Origin of the sequence: Amycolatopsis sp. VC5-11, assembly GCF_037034185.1 — a bacterium.
In the GTDB taxonomy this organism is placed as follows: domain Bacteria; phylum Actinomycetota; class Actinomycetes; order Mycobacteriales; family Pseudonocardiaceae; genus Amycolatopsis; species Amycolatopsis nivea.
The window spans coordinates 324464-348684 of record NZ_JBAGKF010000005.1 but is presented as its reverse complement, the minus strand read 5'-3'; the positions used below and the strand labels follow the sequence as shown (position 1 = coordinate 348684).

The window sequence follows — 24221 nt, the reverse complement described above, 5'->3', positions numbered from 1 at the left end:
GGACCTTCCCGCCCGGGAGGTCCCCGTTCTGCCGTCCGTCACACACCGTGTGCGGATACGGCCGAACGAGTGAAGATCAGGCAGCGGCGGTGACCGACAGCGCGGCCGCGCCGGCCTCGGTCAGTTCGGCGGGGACCCGGCCCGCGGCGGTGACTCCCGCGCCCGGGCGGACGTAGCCGCCCTTGGCGAGTGCGTGTGCGGTCATCTGGTCGCAGCAAGCGAAACCGTCGACGAACAGGTCGGGCTCGCAGCTGGTGGACATCTCCGCGCGCTGCTGCGCGACCGCTTTGAGCATGGCCATCGCGCGATGGGTCAGCTCGACGGTCACCCCTTCTGCACCGGACACCGGGATCGCCTTCTTCCTCGTGGGCTACTTACTCAACGTTATCGCCGATTAGGCCGAATGTGTTAACAGCCACACTGTAGCGGTTCGGGAATGTGACGATGCCTAGACCTGTTCGGTTCCCGCCAGGCGAGACTCGATCGTCCGCGCCCACTCGCGCACGATCTGCTCGCGGCGGCGGGTGTCGTCGGTGAGGAGGTTGGCGAGGCCGAGCCCGCGCCCGAGGTCGAGAGTGGCCTGGACCAGTTCGCGAACGCCCGGCTGGGCCTCGTCGACCCCGAGCAGTTCGACCGCGACCCGGTGCGCCTCCCGCCCGACGCGCGCCTCCAGCGGCACCAGCACGTCGCGCAACTGGTCGTCCGTCGACGCGACGGCCCACAGCTGCAGCGCGGCGCGGAACATCGGCCCGGTGTAGAGGGTCAGCAGCATCTCGACGACCCACTCGATCCGCGACGAGCCGCCCGGCGACCCGGCCGCGCGCGTGCGCAGTTCGTCCAGCTGGGCCTCGCCGAGCAACTCGACGGCCGCGGCGACCAGCGATTCCCGCGTCGGGAAGTGGTGCTGCGCGGCACCCCGGGAAACCCCGGCCCGCTCCGCGATGACCGCGACGGTCACCCCGTGCCAGCCGCGCTCCCCGATGCAGTCCATCGCGGCTTCGATCAACCGCCGCCGGGTGGTGCGGCTGCGTTCTTGTTGCGGTTCGCGGAGCATCAGCCCTCACCCGCCCGAACCAGCACGCACCCGGACCTCGAGCCAGACACACGCCGAGTGGTACGACTGCGATCCTGCTGCGGCTCGTGAAGCATCAGTCCCAGCCCGCTCCGGCAGAAGTCCGTGACGGGAGCCCTGCGGGACTCTGCTCCCCTCCCGGACCTCAGACCAGGCCCGCACCGGGGACCCGGCCGCACTCCACGGCCGGGCACCCGATCGCCGACGCACCTCATGACTTCACCCTTGCTCAGTACGACTTCGGCAGCCCGAGGCTGTGCTGCCCCACGAAATTCAGCACCATCTCGCGGCTCACCGGCGCGATCCGGCCCAGGCGCACGGCCGTCACCAGGGTTCCCAGGCCGTATTCGGTCGCCAGCCCGTTTCCGCCGTGGGTTTGCACTGCCTGGTCGACCGCGCGGATCGCGACCTCCGCCGCCGCGTATTTCGCCATGTTCGCGGACTCCCCGGAGGCGAAATCGTCGCCCGCGTCGTACAGCGAGGCGGCCTTCTGCGTCATCAGTTTCGCCAGCTCAAGCTCGATTTTCACCTGCGCGAGCGGATGCGCGAGCCCCTGGTGCGACCCGATCGGCGCGCCCCACACCTGCCGTTCGTTGGCGTAGCCGACCGCCTTGTCCAGGGCGTACCTCGCGGTGCCCAGCGAGAACGACGCGCCCATGATGCGTTCCGGGTTCAGGCCCGCGAACAGCTGCGCGATCGCCGCGTCCTCCTCGCCCACCAGGGCTTCCGCGGGCAACCGCACGTCGTCGAGGAACAGCGAGAACTGGTTTTCCGGCGCGACGATGTCCATGTCGATTTTCGTGAACTCGAACCCGGGCGCGTCCGTCGGCACCACGAACAGCGCGGGCTTCAGGCGACCGGTCTTCGCGTCCTCGGTGCGGCCCACGACGAGCACCGCGTCCGCCTCGTCGACGCCCGAGATGAACACCTTGCGCCCGGACAGCACCCAGTCGCCGCCGTCGCGACGGGCGGTCGTCGTGATCTTGTGCGAGTTGGAACCGGCGTCCGGTTCGGTGATCGCGAAGACGATTTTCTTGCTGCCGTCCGACATTCCGGGCAGCCACTGCTTCTTCTGGTCCGGCGTGCCGAAGCGCGACAGCACCGTCCCGACGATCGCCGGCGACACCACCATCAGCAGCAGCGGCGAGCCCGCGGCCGCGAATTCCTCCAGCACCGCGGCGAGATCCGCGATCCCGGCTCCCCCGCCGCCGTATTCCTCCGGCAGGTTCACGCCCAGGTAGCCGAGCCGTCCGGCCTCGTTCCACAGTTCGTCGGTCTTCTCGCCCGCGCGGGCCTTTTTCGCGTAATAGTCGTGCCCGTACTTGCCCGCCAGATCGGCCGCGGCCTTCCGCAGCGCCACCCGCTCTTCGGGCTCGACGAAGTTCATCGCGTTCATTCGGTCTCTCCCACCACAGCCAGCACCGCGCCTACCTCGACCTGTTGCCCGACCTCGACCGGCAGTTCGGCGACCACGCCGTCCGCCGGGGCCGAGATCCGGTGTTCCATCTTCATCGCTTCCAGCCACAGCAACGGATCGCCCGCCCGCACACTGTCCCCTGCGGACACTGCGAGCCGCACGACTGTGCCCGGCATCGGCGCGAGCAGTGAACCCGCGGCCAGTGCCGAATCGGGGTCGGCGAACCGCGGCTCGGCGGTCAATGTCACCGAACCCAATGGTGAATCCACATAGGACACCGCGCCGTGCCTGGCGACGGCGAAGGTCCGGCGCACTCCGGCGATGTCGAGGACCACCTGGTCCGGCGTCGCGGCGACCAAGGCGACGTCGTCGTAACCCTCGGCACGCAGGCCGTCGCGGGTCAGCGAGTAGACGACCTCGTAACGGTTGTCTCCCTTGGCGAATACCTTGCGCTGGCCACCGGAACGGACGTTGCGCCAACCGCTGGGCAGCCGTCCCAGAGTGGTCGCGGAGGCCCGGTTCCCCGCAGCATCGGCCAGGGCGGCGGCCAGCGCGGACCAGCGTTCGGTGTCCACAGTGGCCAGTGGCGCGGCCAAAGTGTCCAGTCCGTGCCGGTCGAAGAACGCGGTATCCGTTTCTCCGGCAAGGAAAGCTTCGTGGCGCAGGATCCGGACCAGCAGGTCGCGATTGGTCACCACACCGTGGATCTTCGCGCCTGCCAAGGCACCGGCGAGCCGACGCGCTGCTTCCGCCCGCGTAGGAGCCCACGTGATGATCTTCGCCAGCATCGGGTCGTAGTGCACACCGATCACCGAGCCGGACTCCACGCCGGAATCGAGGCGCAGCCCGGTGCCGTGGACGAATTCGCGGTCCACTCCGGACACTTCGAACGTGCGCAGCGTCCCGCTCTGCGGCTGCCATCCGGCCGACGGGTCTTCGGCATACAGCCGGACTTCGATCGAATGCCCATTAGCAGCAGGCGGTTCGGCAGACAACCGACCGCCTTCGGCCACCGAAAGCTGCAACGCCACCAGATCCAGTCCGGTGACGTTCTCCGTCACCGGATGCTCGACCTGCAGCCGCGTGTTCATCTCCAGGAAGTAAAACCGACCGTCCGGGCCAGCGAGGAATTCGACCGTTCCCGCGCCGACGTAGTCGATCGCCTGCGCGGCCTTGCGTGCCGCGTCGAACAACTCCGCCCGCATGGCATCGTCCACAAAGGGCGATGGCGCTTCTTCGACCACCTTCTGGTGCCGCCGCTGGATGGAGCACTCCCGCTCCCCCACCGCCCAGACGGTGCCGTGCGAGTCGGCGAGCACCTGGACCTCGATGTGCCGTCCGGTTTCGAGATACCGCTCGCAGAACACCGTCGGGTCGCCGAACGCCGATCCCGCCTCCGCGCGAGCACTCTCAACCGCCTCAGCCAGCTCGTCCAGCGAGCGGACCACGCGCATGCCGCGACCGCCGCCGCCAGCTGAAGCCTTGACCAGCAACGGAAGATCGGCATCGGTCACCGAGGACGGGTCCAATTCGGACAGCACTGGAACCCCGGCGGCAGCCATCAGCCGCTTGGACTCCACTTTGGAACCCATCGTCTCGATCGCCGCGGGCGGCGGGCCGACCCAGGTCAGCCCGGCGTCGAGCACTGCCCGGGCAAACCCGGCGTTCTCGGACAGGAAGCCGTATCCGGGGTGGATCGCGTCGGCACCGGCGTCCGCCGCGGCTTTGACGATCAGTTCGCCGCGCAGATAGGTCTCGCCCGGTGCGTTGCCCGGCAGCCGGACGGCGACGTCGGCTTCCCGCGCGTGCGGCGCGTCGGCGTCCGCGTCGGAAAACACCGCGACAGTGCCGATTCCGGCGTCCCGGCAGCTGCGGAACACACGGCGGGCGATTTCGCCCCGGTTGGCGACCAGCAGATTCTGGATCATGGCCCTCACATCCGGAAGACGCCGAAGCCGCCTTCGACGCCCTTCACTGGTCCGTTGTGGATCGCCGACAGGCTCAGCCCGAGCACCGTGCGGGTGTCGCGCGGGTCGATGATGCCGTCGTCGTAAAGCATGCCGGAGAGGAACATCGGCATCGATTCCGCCTCGATCTGGTTTTCCACCATGGCGCGCATCGCGGCGTCGTTTTCCTCGCTGTACTCCTGTCCCCGGCTCGCCGCCGCGGCACGGGCCACAATGGACAGCACGCCGGCCAGCTGCGCCGGCCCCATCACCGCGGATTTCGCGCTCGGCCAGGCGAACAGGAACCGCGGGTCGTAGGCCCGGCCGCACATCCCGTAGTGCCCGGCGCCGTAGGACGCTCCCATGAGGACGGACAGGTGCGGCACCTTCGAGTTCGACACCGCGTTGATCATCAGCGCACCGTGCTTGATGATGCCGCTCTGCTCGTATTCCTTGCCGACCATGTAGCCGGTCGTGTTGTGCAGGAACACCAGCGGCGTGTCGATCTGGTTGGCCAGCTGGATGAACTGCGCGGCCTTCTGCGATTCCTCCCCGAACAGCACGCCCTGGGCGTTGGCCAGGATTCCCACCGGATACCCGTGGATGCTCGCCCATCCGGTGACCAGGCTCGGCCCGTACAGCGGCTTGAACTCGTCGAAGTCAGAACCGTCCACGACGCGCGCGATCACCTCGCGCGGGTCGAACGGGATCTTCAGGTCGGTCGGCACGATGCCGAGCAGGTCTTCGGCGTCGAACAGCGGTTCGGCGTAGTCCGGTTTGGGCGTCGGCCCCTGTTTGGTCCAGTTGAGCCGCTTGATGATGCTGCGGCCGAGCCGGATCGCGTCCTCCTCGTCGACCGCGAGGTAATCGGCGAGCCCGGACGTCCGGGCGTGCATTTCCGCGCCGCCGAGGGATTCGTCGTCGGATTCCTCGCCGGTCGCCATCTTGACCAGCGGCGGCCCGCCGAGGAACACCTTCGCGCGTTCCTTCACCATCACGACGTAGTCGGACATGCCGGGCAGATACGCGCCGCCCGCGGTGGAGTTGCCGAACACCAGCGCGACGGTCGGCACCTTCGCCGCCGAGGACCGCGTCAGGTCGCGGAAGACGCGGCCGCCCGGGATGAAGATCTCCTTCTGCGTCGGAAGATCCGCGCCGCCGGACTCGACCAGGTTGATCACCGGAAGCCGGTTCTGCGCCGCGATGTCCGCCGCCCGGAACGACTTCTTCGTCGTCCACGGGTTGCTCGCGCCGCCCTTGACCGTCGGGTCGCTCGCCGAGATCAGGCATTCGACGCCTTCCACGACGCCGATCCCGGTGATCACGCTCGCGCCGACCTTGTAGTCCGAACCCCACGCGGCCAGCGGCGACAGCTCCAGGAACGGCGAGTCCTCGTCCAGCAGCAATTCGATCCGCTCGCGCGCCAGCAACTTCCCGCGCTTGCGGTGCCGTTCGACGTACTTTTCCCCGCCGCCGGCGACCGCTTTCGCCTGTTCGGCGTCGATCTCCGCGAGCTTCTCCAGCATCGCCTCGCGGTTCGCGGCGAACTCGTCGGCCCGGGTGTCCACTGTGGACCTGATAGTGGTCATGCGGTGTATCCCAATCGCTTCGCGGCCAGTCCGGTGAGGATTTCGGTGGTGCCGCCGCCGATGCCGAGAATGCGGACGTCGCGGTAGTGCCGTTCCACTTCGGACTCGCGCATGTAGCCGAGCCCGCCGTGCAATTACACCGCCTCGTTCACGACCCATTCGGCGGTCTGCACCGCGGTGTTCTTCGCGAAGCACGCCTCGGCGATCACTTCTTCGCCGGACACGTGCCGGAGCGCGACCTGCCGGGCGTACGTCCGCGCGACGTCGACCTTGCAGGCCATCTCGGTGAGTTTGTGCTGCACCAGCTGCCGCGAGATCAGCGGACGCCCGAACGTCTCGCGCATCCGACACCAGTCCAGCGTCAAATCCAGTGCCCGCTGCGCGTGCGCATATGCCTGTACCGCCAGCGAAAGCCGTTCGGTGACGAACTGCGTGGCCACCTGAGCGAAGCCGCTGTTCTCCGCGCCGACCAAGTTCTCCGCCGGAACCCGGACGTCCACATAAGACAGTTCCGCGGTGTCCGAAGCCGCCCAGCCCATCTTCTCCAGCTTGCGCGACACCGTGAACCCTGGTGTTCCGCGCTCGACCACGATCAGCGAAAGCCCGTGCGCGCCCGCTTCACCGGTTCGGACCACAGTGGTCACAAAATCCGCGCGACAGCCGGAAGTGATGAACGTTTTCGCCCCGTTGATCACGTACTCGTCGCCCTCGCGCACCGCAGTGGTGCGGATCCCGGCGACGTCGGAACCGCCGTCCGGTTCGGTGACCGCCAGCGAGCCGATCTTCTCGCCTTCGAGCGTCGGCCGCACCCACCGTTCGATCTGCACCGGGTCGCCGGCCTCGACGATGTGCGGCACCGCGATCCCGCAGGTGAACAGCGACGCGAACAGCCCGCCGGACCCGCCCGCGTAGTGCATTTCCTCGGCGACCACGAGCGCGTCGAGGTAATTGCCGTCGCCGCCGCCCGCGGATTCGGGGAACGCGACCCCGAGCAGGCCCAACTCTCCCGCCTTGCGATGCAGGTCGCGCGGCAGTTCCCCGGCCCGCTCCCAGTCGTCCAGGTGCGGCAGCACGTCCTTCTCCACGAACCGGCGCACCGTCGCGCGCAGTTCGGTGCGTTCCGGCGTGCGGAACGGATCCACGGTCACAGCAGCGCCTCCGGGACGTCGAGTTCGCGCGCCCGCAGCCATTCGCCGAGCGCCTTCGCCTGGGGATCGAACCTGGCCTGCGAAGCGACGCCGTCGCCGAGAATGCCCTCGACCACGAAGTTCATCGCCCACAGGTTCGGCAGCAGATGCCGGGTGACCGGCAGTCCTTCGGTTTCCGGCAGCAGACGGCGGAATTCCCCGACCGTCAGCCGGTGCACGAGCCAGCGCCACGCCTCCTCGGACCGCACCCACACGCCGAGGTTCGCGTTGCCGCCCTTGTCGCCGCTGCGCGCCCCGGCGACGAGCCCGAGCGGAACGCGCCGCACCTTGTTCGCCTGAAACGGTTCCGGCAGTGCCGGTTCGTCCACTTCGGACAAGGAAACCGTCTCGGCAGCGGGCGCGATGTCCACCTTGGACCCGTCCGGCAGCACCGCGACATGCGGAACCGCAGCAGCGTCCACAAAGGCCGCCGAATACACCCCGAACGGCGAAGCGTCCGAGGGCGGTGCGGTCACATGGAATCCCGGGTAGCTCGCGAGCGCCAGCTCGATCGCCGCTCCGCTGAACGCACGTCCGGCGATCTTCGGATCATTGTCCTTCACCGCGACATGCAGCAGCGCGCTGGCGCGTTCCTCGGTGTCGGCATCCGCGTGATCGGTGCGCGCGAGCGTCCACCGGACGTCGGCTGGCGGACGCTTCGCCAGCGCGCCTTCCAGCTGTTCCTGTACCAGCGCGGCTTTTTCTTCGATGTCCAGTCCAGTAAGGACGAACGTCGTCTCGTTCCGGAAGCCGCCGAGCCGGTTGAGACACACCTTCAACGTCGGCGGTGGCGCTTCCCCGCGAACCCCGCTGATCCGCACCCGGTCCGGTCCGTCGTCCGACAACGACAACGTGTCGAACCGCGCCGTCACATCAGGATTCGCGTACCGCGCACCGGTGATTTCGTACAGCAGCTGCGCCGTCACAGTCCCTTTATTGACCACGCCGCCCGTGCCCGGATGCTTCGTGATCACACTGGAACCGTCCGCGTGGATCTCCGCCAGAGGGAACCCTGGCAGGCCGATCGGCTGTTCCCGGAAGAACGAGTAGTTCCCGCCGGTCGCCTGCGCGCCGCACTCGATGACGTGTCCCGCCGCGACCGCTCCGGCGAGCGCGTCGTAGTCGTCGCGGGCCCAGCCGAAGTGCGCCGCCGCCGGTCCGACGATCACCGACGCGTCCGTAACGCGCCCGGTCACCACGATGTCGGCCCCAGCCTTAAGGCACTCCGCGATGCCCCACGCTCCGAGATAAGCGTTGGCAGTCAACGGTTTCTCGAAGCCGAACTCGTCCGCTCGCGCGATCAGGTCGTCGCCCTCGACGTGCGCGACGCGGACCTCGAGACCGAGCTTCTCAGCCAGTTCGCGCAACGCGTCGGCCAGCCCCGCCGGGTTGAGCCCGCCCGCGTTCGCGACGATCCGGACGCCCTTCTCCTTCGCCAGGCCGAGGTTTTCCTCCATCTGCCGGAGAAACGTCTTGGCGTAGCCGCGCGCCGGGTCCTTCATCCGGTCGCGGCCGAGAATGAGCATGGTCAGCTCGGCGAGGTAATCGCCGGTCAGGACGTCGAGCGGGCCGCCGGTCAGCATTTCCCGCACGGCGGAGAACCGGTCGCCGTAAAACCCGGACGCGTTCCCGACGCGCAACGGCGCGCTCACGCGAACTGCCCCGGCTTGCGCCCCGCCCCGGGCGGCCCGGCGAACGCCTGCGCGATGCCCAGCCATTCCTCGACGTCCGCGCCGGTCGCGACCAGATCAGTGTCCGCCGGATGCCGCCGCTGCGTCGCGACCAGGCAGAAGTCGAGCGCGCTGCCGGTCAGCCGCTGCTCCGCGTCCTCCGGCCCGAACGCCCACGTGCTGCCGTCCGGCGCGGTCAGCTCGACCCGGAATTCCTCGGTCGGCGGCGCGAGCGAGTGGAGTTTGTACGCGAAATCGCGCGTGCGCGTGCCGAACCGGGCGATGTGCCACAGCCGTTCGGCGGGTTCGCGGGTGACGCCGAGCGCGTCGGCGATGTCCTGGCCGTGCGCCCAGGTCTCCATCATCCGCGCGGTCGCCATGGAAGCCGCGCTCATCGGCGGGCCGTACCACGGCAGCTTCTGCCCGTCCGGAACCGCGGCGAGCGCCTCGGCGAGGGCGGCCCGTCCCGCGCGCCACTGCGCCAGCAGCTCGTCCGGCGGGAGCTGAGCCCCGTCCTCGGCACCCTGGTCGACGTAGTTCTCGCCGATGCTCAACAGGTTTTCGACCTCGGACTGCCAGTCCTCCGGCCTGCTCGCGGAGATCAGCGATTTGCCGTCGGTCCACGCCAGATGCGCCACCTGATGCGCGATGCTCCAGCCGGGCGCGGGCGTCGGCCGCGCCCATTCCCCGGCGGGCAACCCGGCGACCAGGTCGTCGACCGCCTGCGATTCGGCCGCGAGATCCCGGAGGATCCCCGCGAGATCAGCCATTCCTGCGCCTCCCTGCGTCCGCCGCACCACCTCGTGCGGACCCAGCGTGGACCCTGGCCCCGGAAAAATCAAGCGCGCATGATTGTTTTGCTCCGGCACCGGGTCCGTGAGGGCCACCCTCATTGACTCTGATTCCGTCAGGGTTCCCCTCACGACCCGCCACCCGGTCGTGACGGACCCCTTTCCGGACCCAGATTCCCTCAAGGAGCCCTTCACGGACCGCGACGCACCCAATTGCCACATTCGGTGCATCCCACGCACCCAATGCCGCATTGGGGCGCAAGCCCCCACCCCACCCCAACCGCACCGGTGCACCCAACGATCGAGGCACCCAGCCCCTCCCCCGCACCCCGACACGAAGCTCCCCTGCGGTTTGGGGGTGCTTGTCAAGGCATCTTTCCCGCCTTGACAAGCACCCCCAAACCGTCAGCACACTTGGCTTCGGGGTGCCCCACGCAACCAACGAGGCCGATGTCGCCGCCAGGCGACGAGGCGGACCCCACCGCTATTGACACCGCGAAAACAAGCCCCCTACCGTCCTCCCATGGACTCCTACGCGGAGATCGCCTACGAGGTCGCCGCCAAGGTCGCGACCGTCCTGCTCGACCGGCCCGAAGCCCGCAACGGCTACACGATCCGGATGGCCGACGAACTCGCCCACGCCCTCGACCGCGCCGACCGGGACGAGGACGTCCGCGCGGTCGTGCTCGGCACCACCGGCAAGGATTTCTCCGTCGGGGCCGACCTCTCCTCCGGCGGCTTCGACTTCGGCGACCGTCCGCCGGACGACTGGCAGGAACCGGCCGGCCGTGTGTCGAAGCGGATCTTCACGATGAACAAACCCGTGCTCGCCGCGTTGCGCGGGGCGTCCGTCGGCGCGGGCATCACCATCACGCTGTCCTGCGACTACCGGTTCGCCTCCACCGACTCCAAGTTCGGCTTCGTCTTCACCCGCCGCGGCATCTACCCCGAAGGCGCGTCCGCGTGGTTCCTCCCCCGCCTCGTCGGGATGGGCGCGGCCGTCGACTGGATGGTCAGCGGACGGCTCTTCGGACCCGACGAGGCACTCCAGGCCGGACTCGTCCACCAGATCCACGCCCCCGGGGACGTCCTCGCCCAAGCCCAAGCCAAGGCGAGGGAGATCGCCGAAACGACCGCGCCGGTCGCGGTAGCGGTCACCCGGCAGCTGCTCTACCGGATGGCCTCGGCCCCGTCTCCGTTCGACGTCCACCAGGTGGACTCGAAGCTCATCTCCCAGCTGGGCTCAAACCCGGACGCTGTCGAGGGCATCGCCTCGTTCTTCCAGAAACGCCCGCCGGAGTTCCCCTTGCGCGTGGACCGCGATCTGCCGCCTTACCTGCCATGGATCGACGAATGACCGAGTACCCGCCCGAACCGTGGCACCTCGCCGCCGACGCGTGCGTGTCGATGTGGCGAGTCCCCGTCGACGAGCTGCCCGCCTTGCCCGCCGGCACCGAACCGCTGCTCCTGGGCAAGCAGGCCGCCGTCTTCACCGCCTGGATCGACTACCTGCCGTCCGGTCAGCTGAGCTACCACGAACTCCTCTCCTGCGTCGCCGTGCGCGGCCGCGGGCTCGCCGCGTCGATCACCGACATCTGGGTCGACAGCGAGGTCTCGCGCGCGGGCGGGCGCGAGTTGTGGGGCATCCCGAAGGACCTCGCGTCCTTCGCCTTCACCGGCGGACGCACCTTCACCGCGGCGACCTCCGACGACTGGATCGCCACCGCCGCCTTCACCCCGCGGGTCGGGCTCCCGATCACGCTCCCGGTACGCTTCGAGATCGCTCAGGACCGCGACGGCAGCCCGTTGCGTACCCCGGTCGAGTGGCGTTCGAAGCCCCGCGCGGCGGCCGCCGACTGGTCGGTCAACCCGGCCGGTCCGCTGGCGTATCTCGCCGGGAAACGGCCCGTGGCCAGTGCCGCACTGGGTGCCACGAGGCTCCGTTTCGGATCTTGCCCTCGGTGATCGGATAACCCGCCAGGGTGAGACCGACACGCCATACCTTGGGGCCCGTGCGAGCCCCCACCCCAACATGTAGTCTCTGGGAACCGGCAGCCCCCAGCGACGGGGAGACCGCTTGAAGAGGGCGGCCGGGCTGTTTCGCCGAAACCGCAGCGCATGGCCTTGACCGGCCGTGTGCCGCTCGAACGCGCCCATTTCGAGGAACTGTTGGAGACACGCATGTCAGTGGAAACCGGTCAGCGGCCGCCGTCGGCGGCGGAGGGGGCCCCGAGCGCGGTCCGCGTCATCCGGCGGGACGGAAGCGTCTCGCCCTTCGACGCGGGCAAGATCTCGGTGGCGCTGACCAAGGCCTTCCTCGCGGTCGAGGGCGGCGACGCCGCCGCGTCCTCCCGCGTGCACCACGTGGTCGCGGAGCTGACCGGGCAGGTCGAGGCGGCGCTGCTGCGCCACACCGGCCCGGAGACCGCGCTGCACATCGAGCAGATCCAGGACCAGGTCGAACTCGCCCTCATGCGCGGCGAGCACCACAAGGTCGCCCGCGCCTACGTGCTCTACCGCGACGAGCGCACGAAGGCCCGCGAGGCCGCCGCGCCGGCGTCCGCCGAGGTCGCGCTGAGCGTCAAGGGCGCCGACGGGACGCTGCGCCCGCTCGACTGGGCGCGTGTTTCGCACGTCGTCGGCGAGGCCGTCGCCGGGCTCGAGGACGTCTCCGCCGAGCCGGTGCTGGCCGAGGCCAAGCGCAACCTCTACGACGGCATCACCGCCGACGAACTGGCGCTCGCGCAGATCATGGCCGCGCGCGTGCTCGTCGAGCAGGAGCCGAACTACTCGTTCGTGTCCGCCCGCCTGCTGCTGGACAAGCTGCGCGGCGAGGCGCTGAGCTACCTCGCGCAGCAGCCGCGCCAGGCCAGCCAGGACGAGATGGCGGCCGAATACCCGGCGTACTTCCGCGCCTACCTGCGCCGCGCGGTCGAGCTGGAACTGGTCGACGGCGAACTGCTGCGCTTCGACCTGGACAAGATCACCGCCGCCATCCACGCCGAGCGCGACCTCGACTTCGGCTTCCTCGGCCTGCAGACCCTGTACGACCGGTACTTCCAGCACCACAACGGCGTGCGGTTCGAGCTGCCGCAGGCGTTCTTCATGCGCGTCGCGATGGGCCTGGCGATCCGCGAGGACGACCGCGAAGCCCGCGCGATCGAGTTCTACGAGCTGCTGTCGACGTTCCACTTCATGGCGTCGACCCCGACGCTGTTCAACAGCGGCACCAACCGCGCCCAGCTGTCGTCCTGCTTCCTGACCACGGTGGACGACGACCTGGACTCGATTTTCCAGGCGTACAAGAACAACGCGCTGCTGGCGAAGTACTCGGGCGGCCTCGGCAACGACTGGACCCCGGTCCGCGGCCTCGGCGCGCACATCAAGGGCACCAACGGCCAGTCCCAGGGCGTCGTGCCGTTCCTGAAGATCGCCAACGACACCGCGGTCGCGGTCAACCAGGGCGGCAAGCGCAAGGGCGCGGCGTGCGCGTACCTGGAGACCTGGCACGTCGACATCGAGGAATTCCTCGACCTGCGCAAGAACACCGGCGACGACCGGCGGCGCACGCACGACATGAACACCGCCAACTGGGTCCCGGACGAGTTCCTGCGCCGCGTCGAGGCGAACGCCGAGTGGACGCTGTTCTCCCCGAACGAGACGCCGGACCTGCACGACCTCTACGGCAACGCGTTCGCGCAGCGCTACCGCGAGTACGAGGCGGCCGCCGCGCGCGGCGAGATCAAGGTGTTCCGCAAGGTCCGCGCGGTCGAGCTGTGGCGGCGGATGCTGACCATGCTGTTCGAGACCGGCCACCCGTGGATCACCTTCAAGGACCCGTGCAACCTGCGTTCGCCGCAGCAGCACGTCGGCGTCGTGCACTCGTCCAACCTGTGCACCGAGATCACGCTGAACACGAACACCGAAGAGGTCGCGGTCTGCAACCTCGGCTCGGTGAACCTGCTCAAGCACGTCACTCCGTCCGGTTTGGACACTGAGCGGCTCGAGAAGACCGTGCGCACCGCGGTCCGCATGCTCGACAACGTGATCGACATCAACTTCTACACGATCCCGGAGGCGCGCCGTTCCAACCTGCGCCACCGTCCGGTCGGCCTGGGCATCATGGGCTTCCAGGACGCGCTGTTCGAGCTGGGCGTGCCGTTCGCGTCCGCCGACGCGGTGAAGTTCGCCGACGTGTCGATGGAGCACCTCTCCTACTACGCGATCTCGGCCTCGACCGACCTCGCCGAGGAGCGCGGCCAGTACCAGACGTTCGAGGGTTCCTTGTGGAGCAAGGGAATCCTGCCGATCGACTCGATGCAGCTGCTCATCGACGCCCGCCAGGGCGACGGCCTCGACGTCGACACCTCCACGACGCTGGACTGGGCCCCGCTGCGCGAGCGCGTCAAGACCGTCGGCATGCGCAACTCGAACGTGATGGCGATCGCGCCGACCGCGACGATCTCCAACATCTCCGGCGTCGGCCAGTCGATCGAGCCGCTGTTCCAGAATCTGTACGTCAAGTCGAACATGTCCGGCGACTTCACCGTCGTCAACCCGCACCTGGTCAAGAGCCTCAAGGCGCGCGGCCTGTGGGACGAGGTCATGGTCAGCGACCTCAAGTACTTCGACGGCAGCCTCGGCCAGATCGACCGCGTTCCGCACGACCTCAAGGCGCTGTACGCGACCGCCTTCGAGATCGAGTCGAAGTGGATCGTGGACGCCGGTTCGGTGCGGCAGAAGTGGATCGACCAGGCACAGTCGCTGAACCTGTACATCGCGGCTCCGAGCGGCCGCAAGCTCGACGAGCTGTACCGCTACGCCTGGCACAAGGGCCTCAAGACCACGTACTACCTGCGGGCGCAGTCCGCGACGCACGTGGAGAAGAGCACCCTGCGCGGCACCGACGGCAAGCTGAACGCCGTCTCCGCCACCCCCGCCCCGGCCGCTCCGGCTGCCGCCGCTCCGGCCGCCGCGCCTTCCCCGGCACCGTCGCCGTCGCCGTCCGCCGCGGTCCCGGCCGCTTCTCCCGCACCGTCGCCGTCGCCCGCCGCGGCCGTCCCGGCGGAGCCGAAGGAGATGCCGAAGACCGACGTCGACTTCGTCGCCACCGAGGGCGCTGCCTGCCGGATCGACGACCCCGACTGCGAAGCCTGCCAGTAAGGAATTCCTGCACCATGACGAACGTGGAAACGACGGACGCGACCGGCCTCGGCGAGATCGAGGTCGGCGCGGCCCGGATCAACGTCGACGACAAGCGCATGATCAACGCGCGCGCCGACGTCAACCAGCTGCTGCCGATGAAGTACCGGTGGGCGTGGGACAAGTACCTGGCGGCGTGCAACAACCACTGGATGCCGACCGAGGTCGCGATGCAGGCCGACATCGCGCTGTGGAAGTCGCCGGACGGCCTCACCGAGGACGAGCGGCAGATGCTCAAGCGCAACCTCGGCTTCTTCGCCACGGCGGAGTCGTTGGTGGCCAACAACATCGTGCTCGCGGTGTACCGCCAGATCACGAACCCGGAGTGCCGCCAGTACCTGCTGCGCCAGGCGTTCGAGGAGGCCGTGCACACGCACACCTTCCAGTACATCTGCGAAAGCCTCGGCCTGGTCGAGGGCGAGCTGTTCAACATGTACCGCGAGGTCCCGTCCATTTCGGACAAGGACGCGTGGGCGCTGAAGTACACGCAGAACCTGGAGAACCCGGACTTCGAGACCGGCACGCCGGAGGCCGACCAGGCGTTCCTGCGCGACCTCGTGGCGTTCTACGTGATCTTCGAGGGCATGTGGTTCTACACCGGTTTCGCGCAGATCCTGTCGCTGGGCCGGCGGAACAAGATGGTCGGCATCGCCGAGCAGTACCAGTACATCCTGCGCGACGAGTCGATCCACCTGAACTTCGGCATCGACTGCATCAACCAGATCAAGATCGAGAACCCGCACCTGTGGACCGAGGAGTTCCAGGCCGAGGTACGCGGAATGCTGCAGGACGCGTGCGAGCTCGAGGTGAAGTACGCCCGAGACACCATGCCGCGCGGCATGCTCGGCCTGTCGGCTGACCTGTGCGAGCAGTACATGCACTTCATCACCGACCGGCGCGCCCAGCAGATCGGCCTCTCCCCGATCTACGGCGAGAACGAAAACCCGTTCCCGTGGATGTCCGAGGCGATGGACCTGAAGAAGGAAAAGAACTTCTTCGAAACCCGCGTCATCGAATACCAGTCCGGCGGCGCGCTCGACTGGGACTGATCCCGGTTTCTCCGGGACCACTTGCTTGACTGGCAAAGGGGCAAGTCATGAGCGGTGTCGACACAGTCCGAGGTATCGGCTACCAACAAGCTCATGCCGTCCGCATCGCGCTTGACGTGCACGCGGACGAGACTCTGGGAAGCCTTCGCGCAGAGGGTACTGAGGATGTCATGGACATCGAAGTCCATGACATCCTCGGTACTGTTGTCGAGGCTGCGCAAATCAAGTCGCGCGTAAGCAACAGGGCATGGGGTCGTAAAGAGTTACTCGACATTATGCGCAGTTGGGCAACGCTCGATGTCGCCAGAACAGCAACTTTCGAATTCATCACCAACGGCACTCTCGGGACGAGCGGCGAGTCTGTACGAGTCGCTCTCGAAGCGGCAGCCGAGGGCGATCCAGCCGCTCTGGCGAAACTGCTTAACGTCCATACATCCGATGACGCATGCCAGGTGCTGAGCCGTGCTCGAATTCGCCTGGAAAAGTCCGGTGCCGAAGAAGTCCTGCATGACGCGGAACGGGAAGTGCGCTCCATACTGCCCGGCGCGAGAACGGAAACCGACCTCAAAGCGACTGCCCGGCATGTTGTCGACGAGCTGTTTCGCTTGCTCATGGACCGGGCTGGGCGCCAAGCGCCGACCGAACGAATCGTTACCAAAGCTGAAATCGCCGAAGTCCTCGGAGGGCTAACCCACGTACCAGAATCTGACCGTTGGCCATCAACTTTGCGTAGCGAATACGAGCGATCAATCGCTTGCGAAAGCCTGGCTTCGGTATCAGCTACGCTATCCCGCGTCGTTTCCTCGGATCTCTTCGATGCACCGCAGGAGACAATAGCTTCAGGCCTGCTGGATGTCAAAGGCCCCGTCATCATCGCAGGAGGAACTGGTAGCGGAAAGTCGACAGCGATGGAGCAGCTTCGGCACGAAGCTGCCTTGTCCAACAAGACCGTTCTTATCGGACACGCCGAAGCATATCTCGAAGGACGGCTGGATGCGTTGGCAGCGGACGCCTTGTCCGCCGTTGTCGGCCGTACGTTACCTGCAGCTACGGGACGGCAACTTCTCAATGATCGCAGCGCTGTCTTCGTAATAGACGGCGTTTCCGAGGTGCCACCACTGGTCCGGTCAGCGCTCCGCGACGAGATCCGGGTACCAGCATCGACTGGAGTCGGCGCACAGTTTGTACTCGTCGGACGGGACCTTGCTGCACTGAGCTCAGTGCTTCCGACGACTGTCGAACCAGCCCGTTACCTGACCGTCGGCTTCGATTGGACTGCACGCCTGGAGCTTGTTCGCGGAATGACGGGAGCCGATGATCACGTGTGCCGACGGCTTGCAGTGCAAGCGGAAGCCGCGCTCGGAGACGCAGCGGGCAATCCCATGTTATTGTCGATGGGCGTCCGACTGCTCCTCGACGGCATCGAATTCACCGACCGGGCCTCGATCTACGAGGCCACAGTGAGCCGGCTCGCCGAGCGAGGGAACGCGGACAACGTTCACGTCGCCGTTGCGGCACTGGGGATTGTATTCGCCGCGCTGCTCGACGAAGGCAGACGATACGCCAATCCTGTGGAATGGAATCGTCGCCTCCACGCGGCCGCTCAAAGGTTGAAGGACGCTGGCGTACCCGTCGACTCCGCTTCGCTGCGCGAGACGCTGCAACGGACCGGCCTCGTCGCTTCGATAGGCAATACGCAGGTGCAAGCGCCGATTCACGATTCCTACGCGGACTATCTGGCTGGCGCAGCTCTCGCCAACGGCCTGTCCTCGTGGCCAGGCGAACTCGGACAAGAGGACGAGCAGCGTGTGCTTTTCGCTGCTGCTATCGGTGGAGTGACCGACGACATCTCCGACAAGGTCACGCGAGATATGCCGTATCTCGCAATCAAGCTAGCCGAATACGACGCTCGTCCGGCCTGCGAGTCCTTCCCCACGGAGGTGTTCTCGCTTCTCCGGCGACTTGCGCCGCCAGGCTCTCTCTGCTCAGTTGCGATGTGGCGCGACGGCGATCGGGTGGTCGCATCACTTTGCGAAGGATCACCCCGGTGGGTCAATCCCGCCGAGGGAAAGATACTAGCGCGAAGTTCAATGAACGCAGTCTGCGGATCACCGACGAGCCCGCTTTCCGTGGCAGTAAGATTGTGGCGCTTAGCGCTTTTGGATGCCCTGCCAAATTCGTCTGGAACAAGCAAATCGCACTTCGAATCACGGGAGGACGCGTGTAACGCGCTGGCGCTACACGCGAGTCAGGAAGCCCAAGCGCTCGCCGAACTCGTTCCCACGATAGCGCCGCCGGGAAAGGCAGAGATCCTTGCCGCCGCGATCGGCCCATACGGCCTCACCGCCGCACTTCACGCACATGTTGACTTCCTCGGTATCACAGATTGGCATGTCGACTACCGTCGGACCGACAAAGTAGCCGTCCACGCAGGGGTTCAACCTGAGACCACACCTCTTGCAAGCCGCACGGTAGTGAGCCATCTGGTCAGAGAACCGGCTCGACAGGCGGCGGTCCGCCGGATACGCGCGGCGATCAACGACCTGACTGAACGAAACTGGCTCTGATTATTCGAAGAACCATACCCGAGCGGAGAGGAAAACATGACGTCCTACGCTGATTTGTGGACGGCCGTCTGGGAACAAGCTGATCTCTGGTCGAAAACTCCTCTTGCAAATACCTTCCGAATTTTCCTGCCCCGCAATGCCTCGCAAAAATCTGACGGGGTGCCTGGTGTTCTGCAAGAGCTAAATGCCGGATTCGGGAGCGCAATGGCACACCCGCTTCGGCTTGGCACGAACATCCCGCCGCTTCTGGATTCCAACCTCAGCTTTCATCGGGCAACGCGGGACGCAAGTTTCGCGCGATGGCTCGCCGCGGCCCAACGGATCGATTCCGCTCACCGCAGAACTATCGCCTGGTTCAGATCGAGATTGCCTGGTTATCCCTTGATCAAAGCTCCGCAATTGTGCTTCAACACTCCGTTCACCACAGAGGAGTGGACTTTCGAGCTCGTTTGGACCCGAGGTGAGCGGCGACAAGGTCTCCAGTACCTGCCCCACCCGCCTGACACAAGCAGCCTTTTGGGTACGCCGCCGAAAATGCATGCGGATTTGGTGCATGCTGCACATACCGTGGCTGCGGCACTCGGCCGCACGGACTTGTGGAGATCATTTGAGGAGGAAGCAGCAGGGTTGGACGACATGGCGAAGAATGAACTCGCCGACGCTCGCAAACGCTTACAGAAAGAGCTCTCGTCAGCCTCCGTCGACGCGCACGAACCAGCACTGGCCCTCCCCCGCGCCAAGTATCGCGAGCAAGTGACCGCCGACCTCGTCGCTTCACTCTCCGGAAAGGCCCGCTCGTATAGCGAAGCCTTCAGAAAGGTCGACCGCCTGATCACCGTTGCGGCCAGTGATGTCTTCGGACAGCTGGTCGCTTACGGCGACCCGCCTGTGCTGCCGGTGAGCAACCTAGATCTCCGTGGCGGCGAAGTCACGACCGTCCTGTTTGAGGTTCCCGACAAGTTCTCACTCGCGGTGGGCTGCGGGAACGTCGTCTGGCTGGATGATCCGCTAATGACGGACGCTGTCCAGATCGGGTCGCTCTCGATGAACTGGACGTCGACCGGCAGCGGAACGCTGAAGCTGAGCGCGCTGGTGCTCGACGCGACAAGCGATGGCTGGCAGCCTTATCGAGACTAAGCCCGGCAGAGCACCGATTCGCCTGCACCATGGCTCTCACACAGCGATCCCACTGCGCGAGATGCGATTGCGGCTTGTGTCGGATCCCCACCGAAAGCGCTAAGCTCGGCCACGCCATTGGTTCGCCAGTGCGTGGCCGAGCTTTTCGCGCGGCCGCGCGCGGGCGAGGCAACAGGGAACCCGGTGCGATTCCGGGACTGCCCCGCAGCGGTATGTGGGAACGAAAGCTGTCACCGCGAAACGCGGTAAAGCACTGGGTGCCCAGCCCGGGAAGCGACAGCCGGTAGGCACGAGCACCACGCCCACGAGTCCGAATACCTGCCACTGGCACGCACGCCGACGGCGTGCGTGAGTCCGGGCCTCGCGGGAAGGGCACCGACCGAAGCACGACTTCCGCGTGCCCGGACTCTTCCGGCGAGCACGTGAGGATGCATGCTGTGAACACGATCGGCACCACGATTCTCGGCTACCCGCGGATCGGCCCAGCGCGAGAACTCAAACGAGCACTCGAGTCCTACTGGTCAGGAAAAACCACCGAAGAAGACCTCCTGACCGCTGGACGCCAGCTGCGCGAGCAAACCTGGACAACCCTGCGAGACCAGGGCCTCGACTCGATCCCGTCCAGCACTTTCTCGCTCTACGACCAGGTGTTGGACACCGCCGCCCTCTTCGGCGCTCTGCCGGACCGCTTCACCCGGCTGGGCCTCTCGCCACTGGACACCTACTTCGCCGCCGCACGAGGAATCCCGGACGCACCCGCCCTCGAAATGACGAAGTGGTTCGACACCAACTACCACTACCTGGTCCCGGAACTGGGCCCGAACTCCCGCTTCGCACTCACCGGCACCGCCCCGATCGACGAAGTCCGCGAAGCAAAGGCACTAGGCATCACGCCACGCCCGGTACTCGTCGGACCAGTCACCTTCCTACTGCTGGCCAAGCCCACCGAACCCGGCTTCACCCCACTGGAACTGCTGGACGAACTACTGCCCGCATACGCCGAACTTCTGGGCAAACTGGCCGACGAGGGCGTCGAATGGGTCCAGCTGGACGAGCCAGCCTTCGCAGCCGACCGAACCACGCCGGAGTTCAACGCACTCACCCGCGCCTACCACTGGCTGGCCAAGGAAATCCATCGCCCGAAGCTGCTGGCAGCCGGATACTTCGGCGGCCTCGGCCGAGCACTGGGCGTCCTGGCCCGCTCCCCCATCGAAGCAATAGCCGTGGACCTGGTAACCGATGAGTCCTTTGTGGACAAAATTGCAGCAGAAGGAGCACTGCGAGACAAGGAAGTCCTAGCCGGAGTAGTAGACGGCCGAAATGTCTGGCGCACCGACCCAGACGTCGCACTAGCCCACGCAGCACAACTGCGAGACACCGCCGCACACGTGAGCATCTCAACGTCGTGCTCGCTACTTCACGTCCCCTACGACGTGAACGCGGAAACAGACCTCGCCCCGCGCCTCAAGAACTGGCTGGCGTTCGCGAAGCAAAAGGTGGACGAGGTCGTCCTGCTAGGCCGAGCCCTCAGCGGAGAGACCGCAGACCTCACTCCAGCCCGAGCCGCGGCCGCCGACCGAGCCGGAGCCGCCGAACTCAACGACGCCAACGTCCGTGCACGAGTCAACGCACTCCGCCCAGTAGACACCGTCCGCGCGCCGTATGCAGAACGCGCTGCGGCACAACAACAATCACTGAACCTGCCCCCACTCCCGACCACCACAATCGGCTCCTTCCCGCAAACCAGCGAGGTCCGCCGAGCCCGAGCCGCACACCGCGCGGGCAAACTCGACGACACCGCCTACCGCACCGCGATGCGCACCGAAATCGACCGCGTCGTACGGCTGCAGGAAGACCTCGGCCTAGACGTCCTGGTCCACGGCGAACCCGAGCGCAACGACATGGTCCAGTACTTCGCCGAACAACTGACCGGCTTCGCGGCGACCGCCCTCGGCTGGGTCCAGTCGTACGGATCCCGTTGCGTCCGCCCGCCAATCCTCTTCGGCGACGTCTCCCGGCCACGCCCGATGGCTGTCGAATGGGCGCAGTACGCGCAAAGCCGCACCGACCGCCCGGTGAAGGGCATGCTGACCGGCCCGGTCACGATCCTGGCGTGGTCGTTCGTCCGTGACGACCAGCCCCTGGCCGACACCGCACGCCAGGTCGCGCTGGCCGTCCGGGACGAGGTCGCGGATCTGGAGGCCGCCGGAATCCGCATCATTCAGGTCGACGAACCGGCATTGCGCGAGTTGCTGCCGCTGCACGCGGCGGACCGCGAGGCGTATTTCGACTGGGCAGTGCCCGCGTTCCGGCTGGCTACCTCAGGCGTCGCGGAAACGACGCAGATCCACACGCACATGTGCTACTCGGAATTCGGCGACGTGCTGCCCGCGATCGACGCCCTCGACGCCGACGTCACCAGCATCGAGGCCGCCCGCTCGAAGATGGAAGTACTCGCCGACCTCAACGAAGCGGGCTTCGGCCGCGGCGTCGGACCCGGCGTGTACGACATCCACTCGCCGCGCGTGCCGGACCAGACCGAGATGACGGACTTGGTGCGCACGGCGCTCGGCGCGGTTCCGGCGGAACGGCTGTGGATCAATCCGGACTGCGGTCTCAAGACCCGCGGTTACGCCGAGGTCGAGCCGGCGCTGCGGCATCTGGTCGGCGCGGCCCGGGAACTGCGCGCCGAACCTCGCTGACGCGTCCCGGTGCCGGGCATCGCGTCCCGCTGCCCGGCACCGGCCCGAGGATCACCCGAACGGCAGGCCCGCGAGGTATTGTCAATGCGTCAATAACGCGGGACCGTGGAGGCGGCCGATACCCTGACCGGGAGGTGGTCGCCATGGCGGACGTGACCGGAAAGACGAGGCTCCCGGCGGCAGGCGGCGCGCTCGGCAAGGTCGCCCACGCGGGGAGCGACGGCGTCACGCGGCTGTCGGAGAACCTGCGCGGCCGGATGCCGCCGCTGACCGCGATCCCGTTGCCGCGCAAGTTCGACGAACGCTGGCTCGGCGCGCGCTGGCCGGTCCGCGAACTCGCGGCGCCCCCGGCGGGCAGCGGCCTGAAGCCGGTGCTCGGCGACGACGGGCCGCCGCTGATCGGCCACACGCTCGACGGGATGCGGTTCGGCCTCGACTTCAGCCTGCACCGCTTCGAGCAGTTCGGCCCGGTGTCGTGGATGGGCGTGTTCGGCCAGCGGATCGTGACGCTGTCCGGAGCCGAAGCCACCCAGGCCGCGCTCGTCAACAAGGACAAGGCGTTTTCCCAGGAGGGCTGGAAGTTCTTCATCGAGCGCTTCTTCGAGCGCGGGCTCATGCTGCTCGATTTCGGCGAGCACCACCTGCACCGGCGGATCATGCAGGAGGCGTTCACGCGCGACCGGCTTCGCGGCTACGTCGCGCAGATGGGTCCGGCGCTGCGCGAGGGCGTCGCCGCGCTGCCTTCCGGCCGCCCCCAGCTGTACTGGGCGTTCAAGCAGCTGACGCTGGACGTCGCGACGCAGGTTTTCATGGGCATGCGCTCCGCCTCCGACGCCGAGCGCATCAACCGCGCATTCGTGGCCGCTGTGCGCGCCGGTACCGCCGTCGTGCGCTATCCGGTGCCTGGCGGTCGCTGGGCCGCGGGTTTGCGCGGCAGGCGGACGCTGGAGCGCTATTTCGGCGAGAACCTGGCGGCCAAGCGCGACGCGGACGGCGACGACCTGTTCTCCGCGCTCTGCCACGCCGTTTCCGAGGACGGCGACCGGTTCAGCGACGCCGACATCGTCAACCACATGATTTTCCTGATGATGGCCGCGCACGACACGACCACCATCACCGCCAGCGCGATGGCCTACTACCTCGCGAAACACCCGGAATGGCAGGAGCGCGCCCGAGAGGAGTCGCTGCGCCTCGGCGACGACCTGCCGGACCTCGACGCGCTGGAGAGCCTCGAAACACTGGATCTGGTGATGAAGGAGGCGCTGCGGCTGCGCGCGCCCGTGCCGTCGCTGGCACGAAAGACCACAAAGGACACTTCCGTCCTCGGCCATTACCTGCCGGAAGGCACGATGGTCGCGGTTTCGCCGACGCTGAACCACTACTCCCCCGAGCACTGGACCGATCCGCTGCGCTTCGACCCCGAGCGGTTCGGCCCGGACCGCCGCGAGGACAAAGCGCACCGGTTCGCGTGGATGCCGTTCGGCGGCGGCGCGCACAAGTGCATCGGGCTGCAGTTCGGCGGTCTCGAGGTGAAAGCGCTCATGCACGAACTGCTGCGGGCGCACCGCTGGTCGGTGCCCGAGGACTACGTCGCGAAGTGGGACTACGTCTCGCTTCCGGTGCCCGCCGACGGACTGCCCGCCCGGTTGGCCTATCGTTGACGGCCGCCGAGCGGGACAGAAAGGTCGACAGCTGGAGACAAAACTGCAGTACAAGCCACCTTCGTGTACTCAAGGTGACTTGATGTCACCAGTTGTGTAGTGCCCATCACTCGTTCAGCCGGTAGACACCCTGTTTGGTCCGTGATGCCGTGGCATCACTTGCGGCCAACTCGTACCCAGTGTGGGTCTTCGGATCCTCCGCACCGGGTCTGAGCTGGTCTTTGTCCGCGT

The 24221-nt window shown here is 67.1% G+C and carries 15 protein-coding genes, 1 pseudogene and 1 riboswitch; of the genes and pseudogenes, 8 read left to right on the top strand and 8 right to left on the bottom strand.

Annotated elements, in window-relative coordinates; translation table 11 throughout:
- Positions 1-76: 76 nt before the first annotated feature.
- From WA670_RS18780 to WA670_RS18745, 8 genes and pseudogenes are all read right to left on the bottom strand, one after another.
- Complete coding sequence (locus WA670_RS18780; protein WP_275293926.1) at positions 77-346, bottom strand: hypothetical protein; 270 nt, start codon at positions 344-346, stop codon at positions 77-79.
- 102 nt (positions 347-448) lie between these two features.
- The gene (locus WA670_RS18775) at positions 449-1054 is read right to left on the bottom strand and encodes a TetR/AcrR family transcriptional regulator (protein WP_336158366.1); all 606 of its coding nucleotides are present in this window, start codon (positions 1052-1054) and stop codon (positions 449-451) included.
- A gap of 247 nt (positions 1055-1301) precedes the next feature.
- Positions 1302-2468: an acyl-CoA dehydrogenase family protein gene (locus WA670_RS18770; RefSeq protein ID WP_078870531.1), complete on the bottom strand. Its 1167-nt coding sequence runs from the start codon at positions 2466-2468 to the stop codon at positions 1302-1304.
- Positions 2465-4417, bottom strand: coding sequence for an acetyl/propionyl/methylcrotonyl-CoA carboxylase subunit alpha (locus tag WA670_RS18765; protein WP_238607356.1), 1953 nt, complete (start codon positions 4415-4417; stop codon positions 2465-2467). The genes WA670_RS18770 and WA670_RS18765 overlap by 4 nt, the downstream gene beginning before the upstream one ends.
- A 5-nt stretch (positions 4418-4422) precedes the next feature.
- Positions 4423-6024 (bottom strand): acyl-CoA carboxylase subunit beta, encoded by a 1602-nt coding sequence (locus WA670_RS18760; protein WP_051729070.1) that lies wholly within the window; start codon positions 6022-6024, stop codon positions 4423-4425.
- Positions 6021-7214 (bottom strand): annotated as a pseudogene (locus WA670_RS18755) (acyl-CoA dehydrogenase family protein). Before WA670_RS18755 ends, WA670_RS18760 begins: the two are co-directional and overlap by 4 nt.
- Positions 7169-8863 carry an acyclic terpene utilization AtuA family protein gene (locus WA670_RS18750; protein WP_336158365.1) on the bottom strand — a complete coding sequence of 565 codons (1695 nt, stop codon included), beginning with the start codon at positions 8861-8863 and terminating at the stop codon, positions 7169-7171. The pseudogene WA670_RS18755 and the gene WA670_RS18750 overlap by 46 nt, the downstream one beginning before the upstream one ends.
- Positions 8860-9651, bottom strand: a complete 792-nt coding sequence (locus WA670_RS18745; protein ID WP_336158364.1) for a TIGR03084 family metal-binding protein — start codon at positions 9649-9651, stop codon at positions 8860-8862. Before WA670_RS18745 ends, WA670_RS18750 begins: the two co-directional genes overlap by 4 nt.
- 544 nt (positions 9652-10195) lie before the next feature.
- Here WA670_RS18745 and WA670_RS18740 point away from each other — a divergent pair.
- From WA670_RS18740 to WA670_RS18705, 8 genes are all read left to right on the top strand, one after another.
- Positions 10196-11029 (top strand): enoyl-CoA hydratase-related protein, encoded by an 834-nt coding sequence (locus tag WA670_RS18740; protein ID WP_037814748.1) that lies wholly within the window; start codon positions 10196-10198, stop codon positions 11027-11029.
- Entirely contained in the window at positions 11026-11637 is a 612-nt protein-coding gene (locus WA670_RS18735) for an acetoacetate decarboxylase family protein (protein ID WP_238607360.1), read from the top strand. The genes WA670_RS18740 and WA670_RS18735 overlap by 4 nt, the downstream gene beginning before the upstream one ends.
- A gap of 216 nt (positions 11638-11853) precedes the next feature.
- Positions 11854-14835, top strand: a complete 2982-nt coding sequence (locus WA670_RS18730) for a ribonucleoside-diphosphate reductase subunit alpha (protein WP_336158363.1) — start codon at positions 11854-11856, stop codon at positions 14833-14835.
- Positions 14836-14849: 14 nt separating this feature from the next.
- Positions 14850-15923 (top strand): ribonucleotide-diphosphate reductase subunit beta, encoded by a 1074-nt coding sequence (locus tag WA670_RS18725; RefSeq protein ID WP_037814745.1) that lies wholly within the window; start codon positions 14850-14852, stop codon positions 15921-15923.
- A 47-nt stretch (positions 15924-15970) separates the two neighbouring features.
- Positions 15971-18490 (top strand): hypothetical protein, encoded by a 2520-nt coding sequence (locus WA670_RS18720; RefSeq protein WP_336158362.1) that lies wholly within the window; start codon positions 15971-15973, stop codon positions 18488-18490.
- A gap of 36 nt (positions 18491-18526) precedes the next feature.
- Positions 18527-19627 carry a hypothetical protein gene (locus WA670_RS18715; protein WP_336158361.1) on the top strand — a complete coding sequence of 367 codons (1101 nt, stop codon included), beginning with the start codon at positions 18527-18529 and terminating at the stop codon, positions 19625-19627.
- A 114-nt stretch (positions 19628-19741) separates the two neighbouring features.
- A riboswitch (cobalamin riboswitch) is annotated at positions 19742-19955 on the top strand.
- Between the two features lie 100 nt (positions 19956-20055).
- The gene (gene metE / locus WA670_RS18710; RefSeq protein WP_442893106.1) at positions 20056-22329 is read left to right on the top strand and encodes a 5-methyltetrahydropteroyltriglutamate--homocysteine S-methyltransferase; all 2274 of its coding nucleotides are present in this window, start codon (positions 20056-20058) and stop codon (positions 22327-22329) included.
- Between the two features lie 257 nt (positions 22330-22586).
- The gene (locus WA670_RS18705; RefSeq protein ID WP_051729089.1) at positions 22587-23990 is read left to right on the top strand and encodes a cytochrome P450; all 1404 of its coding nucleotides are present in this window, start codon (positions 22587-22589) and stop codon (positions 23988-23990) included.
- Positions 23991-24221: the final 231 nt, after the last annotated feature.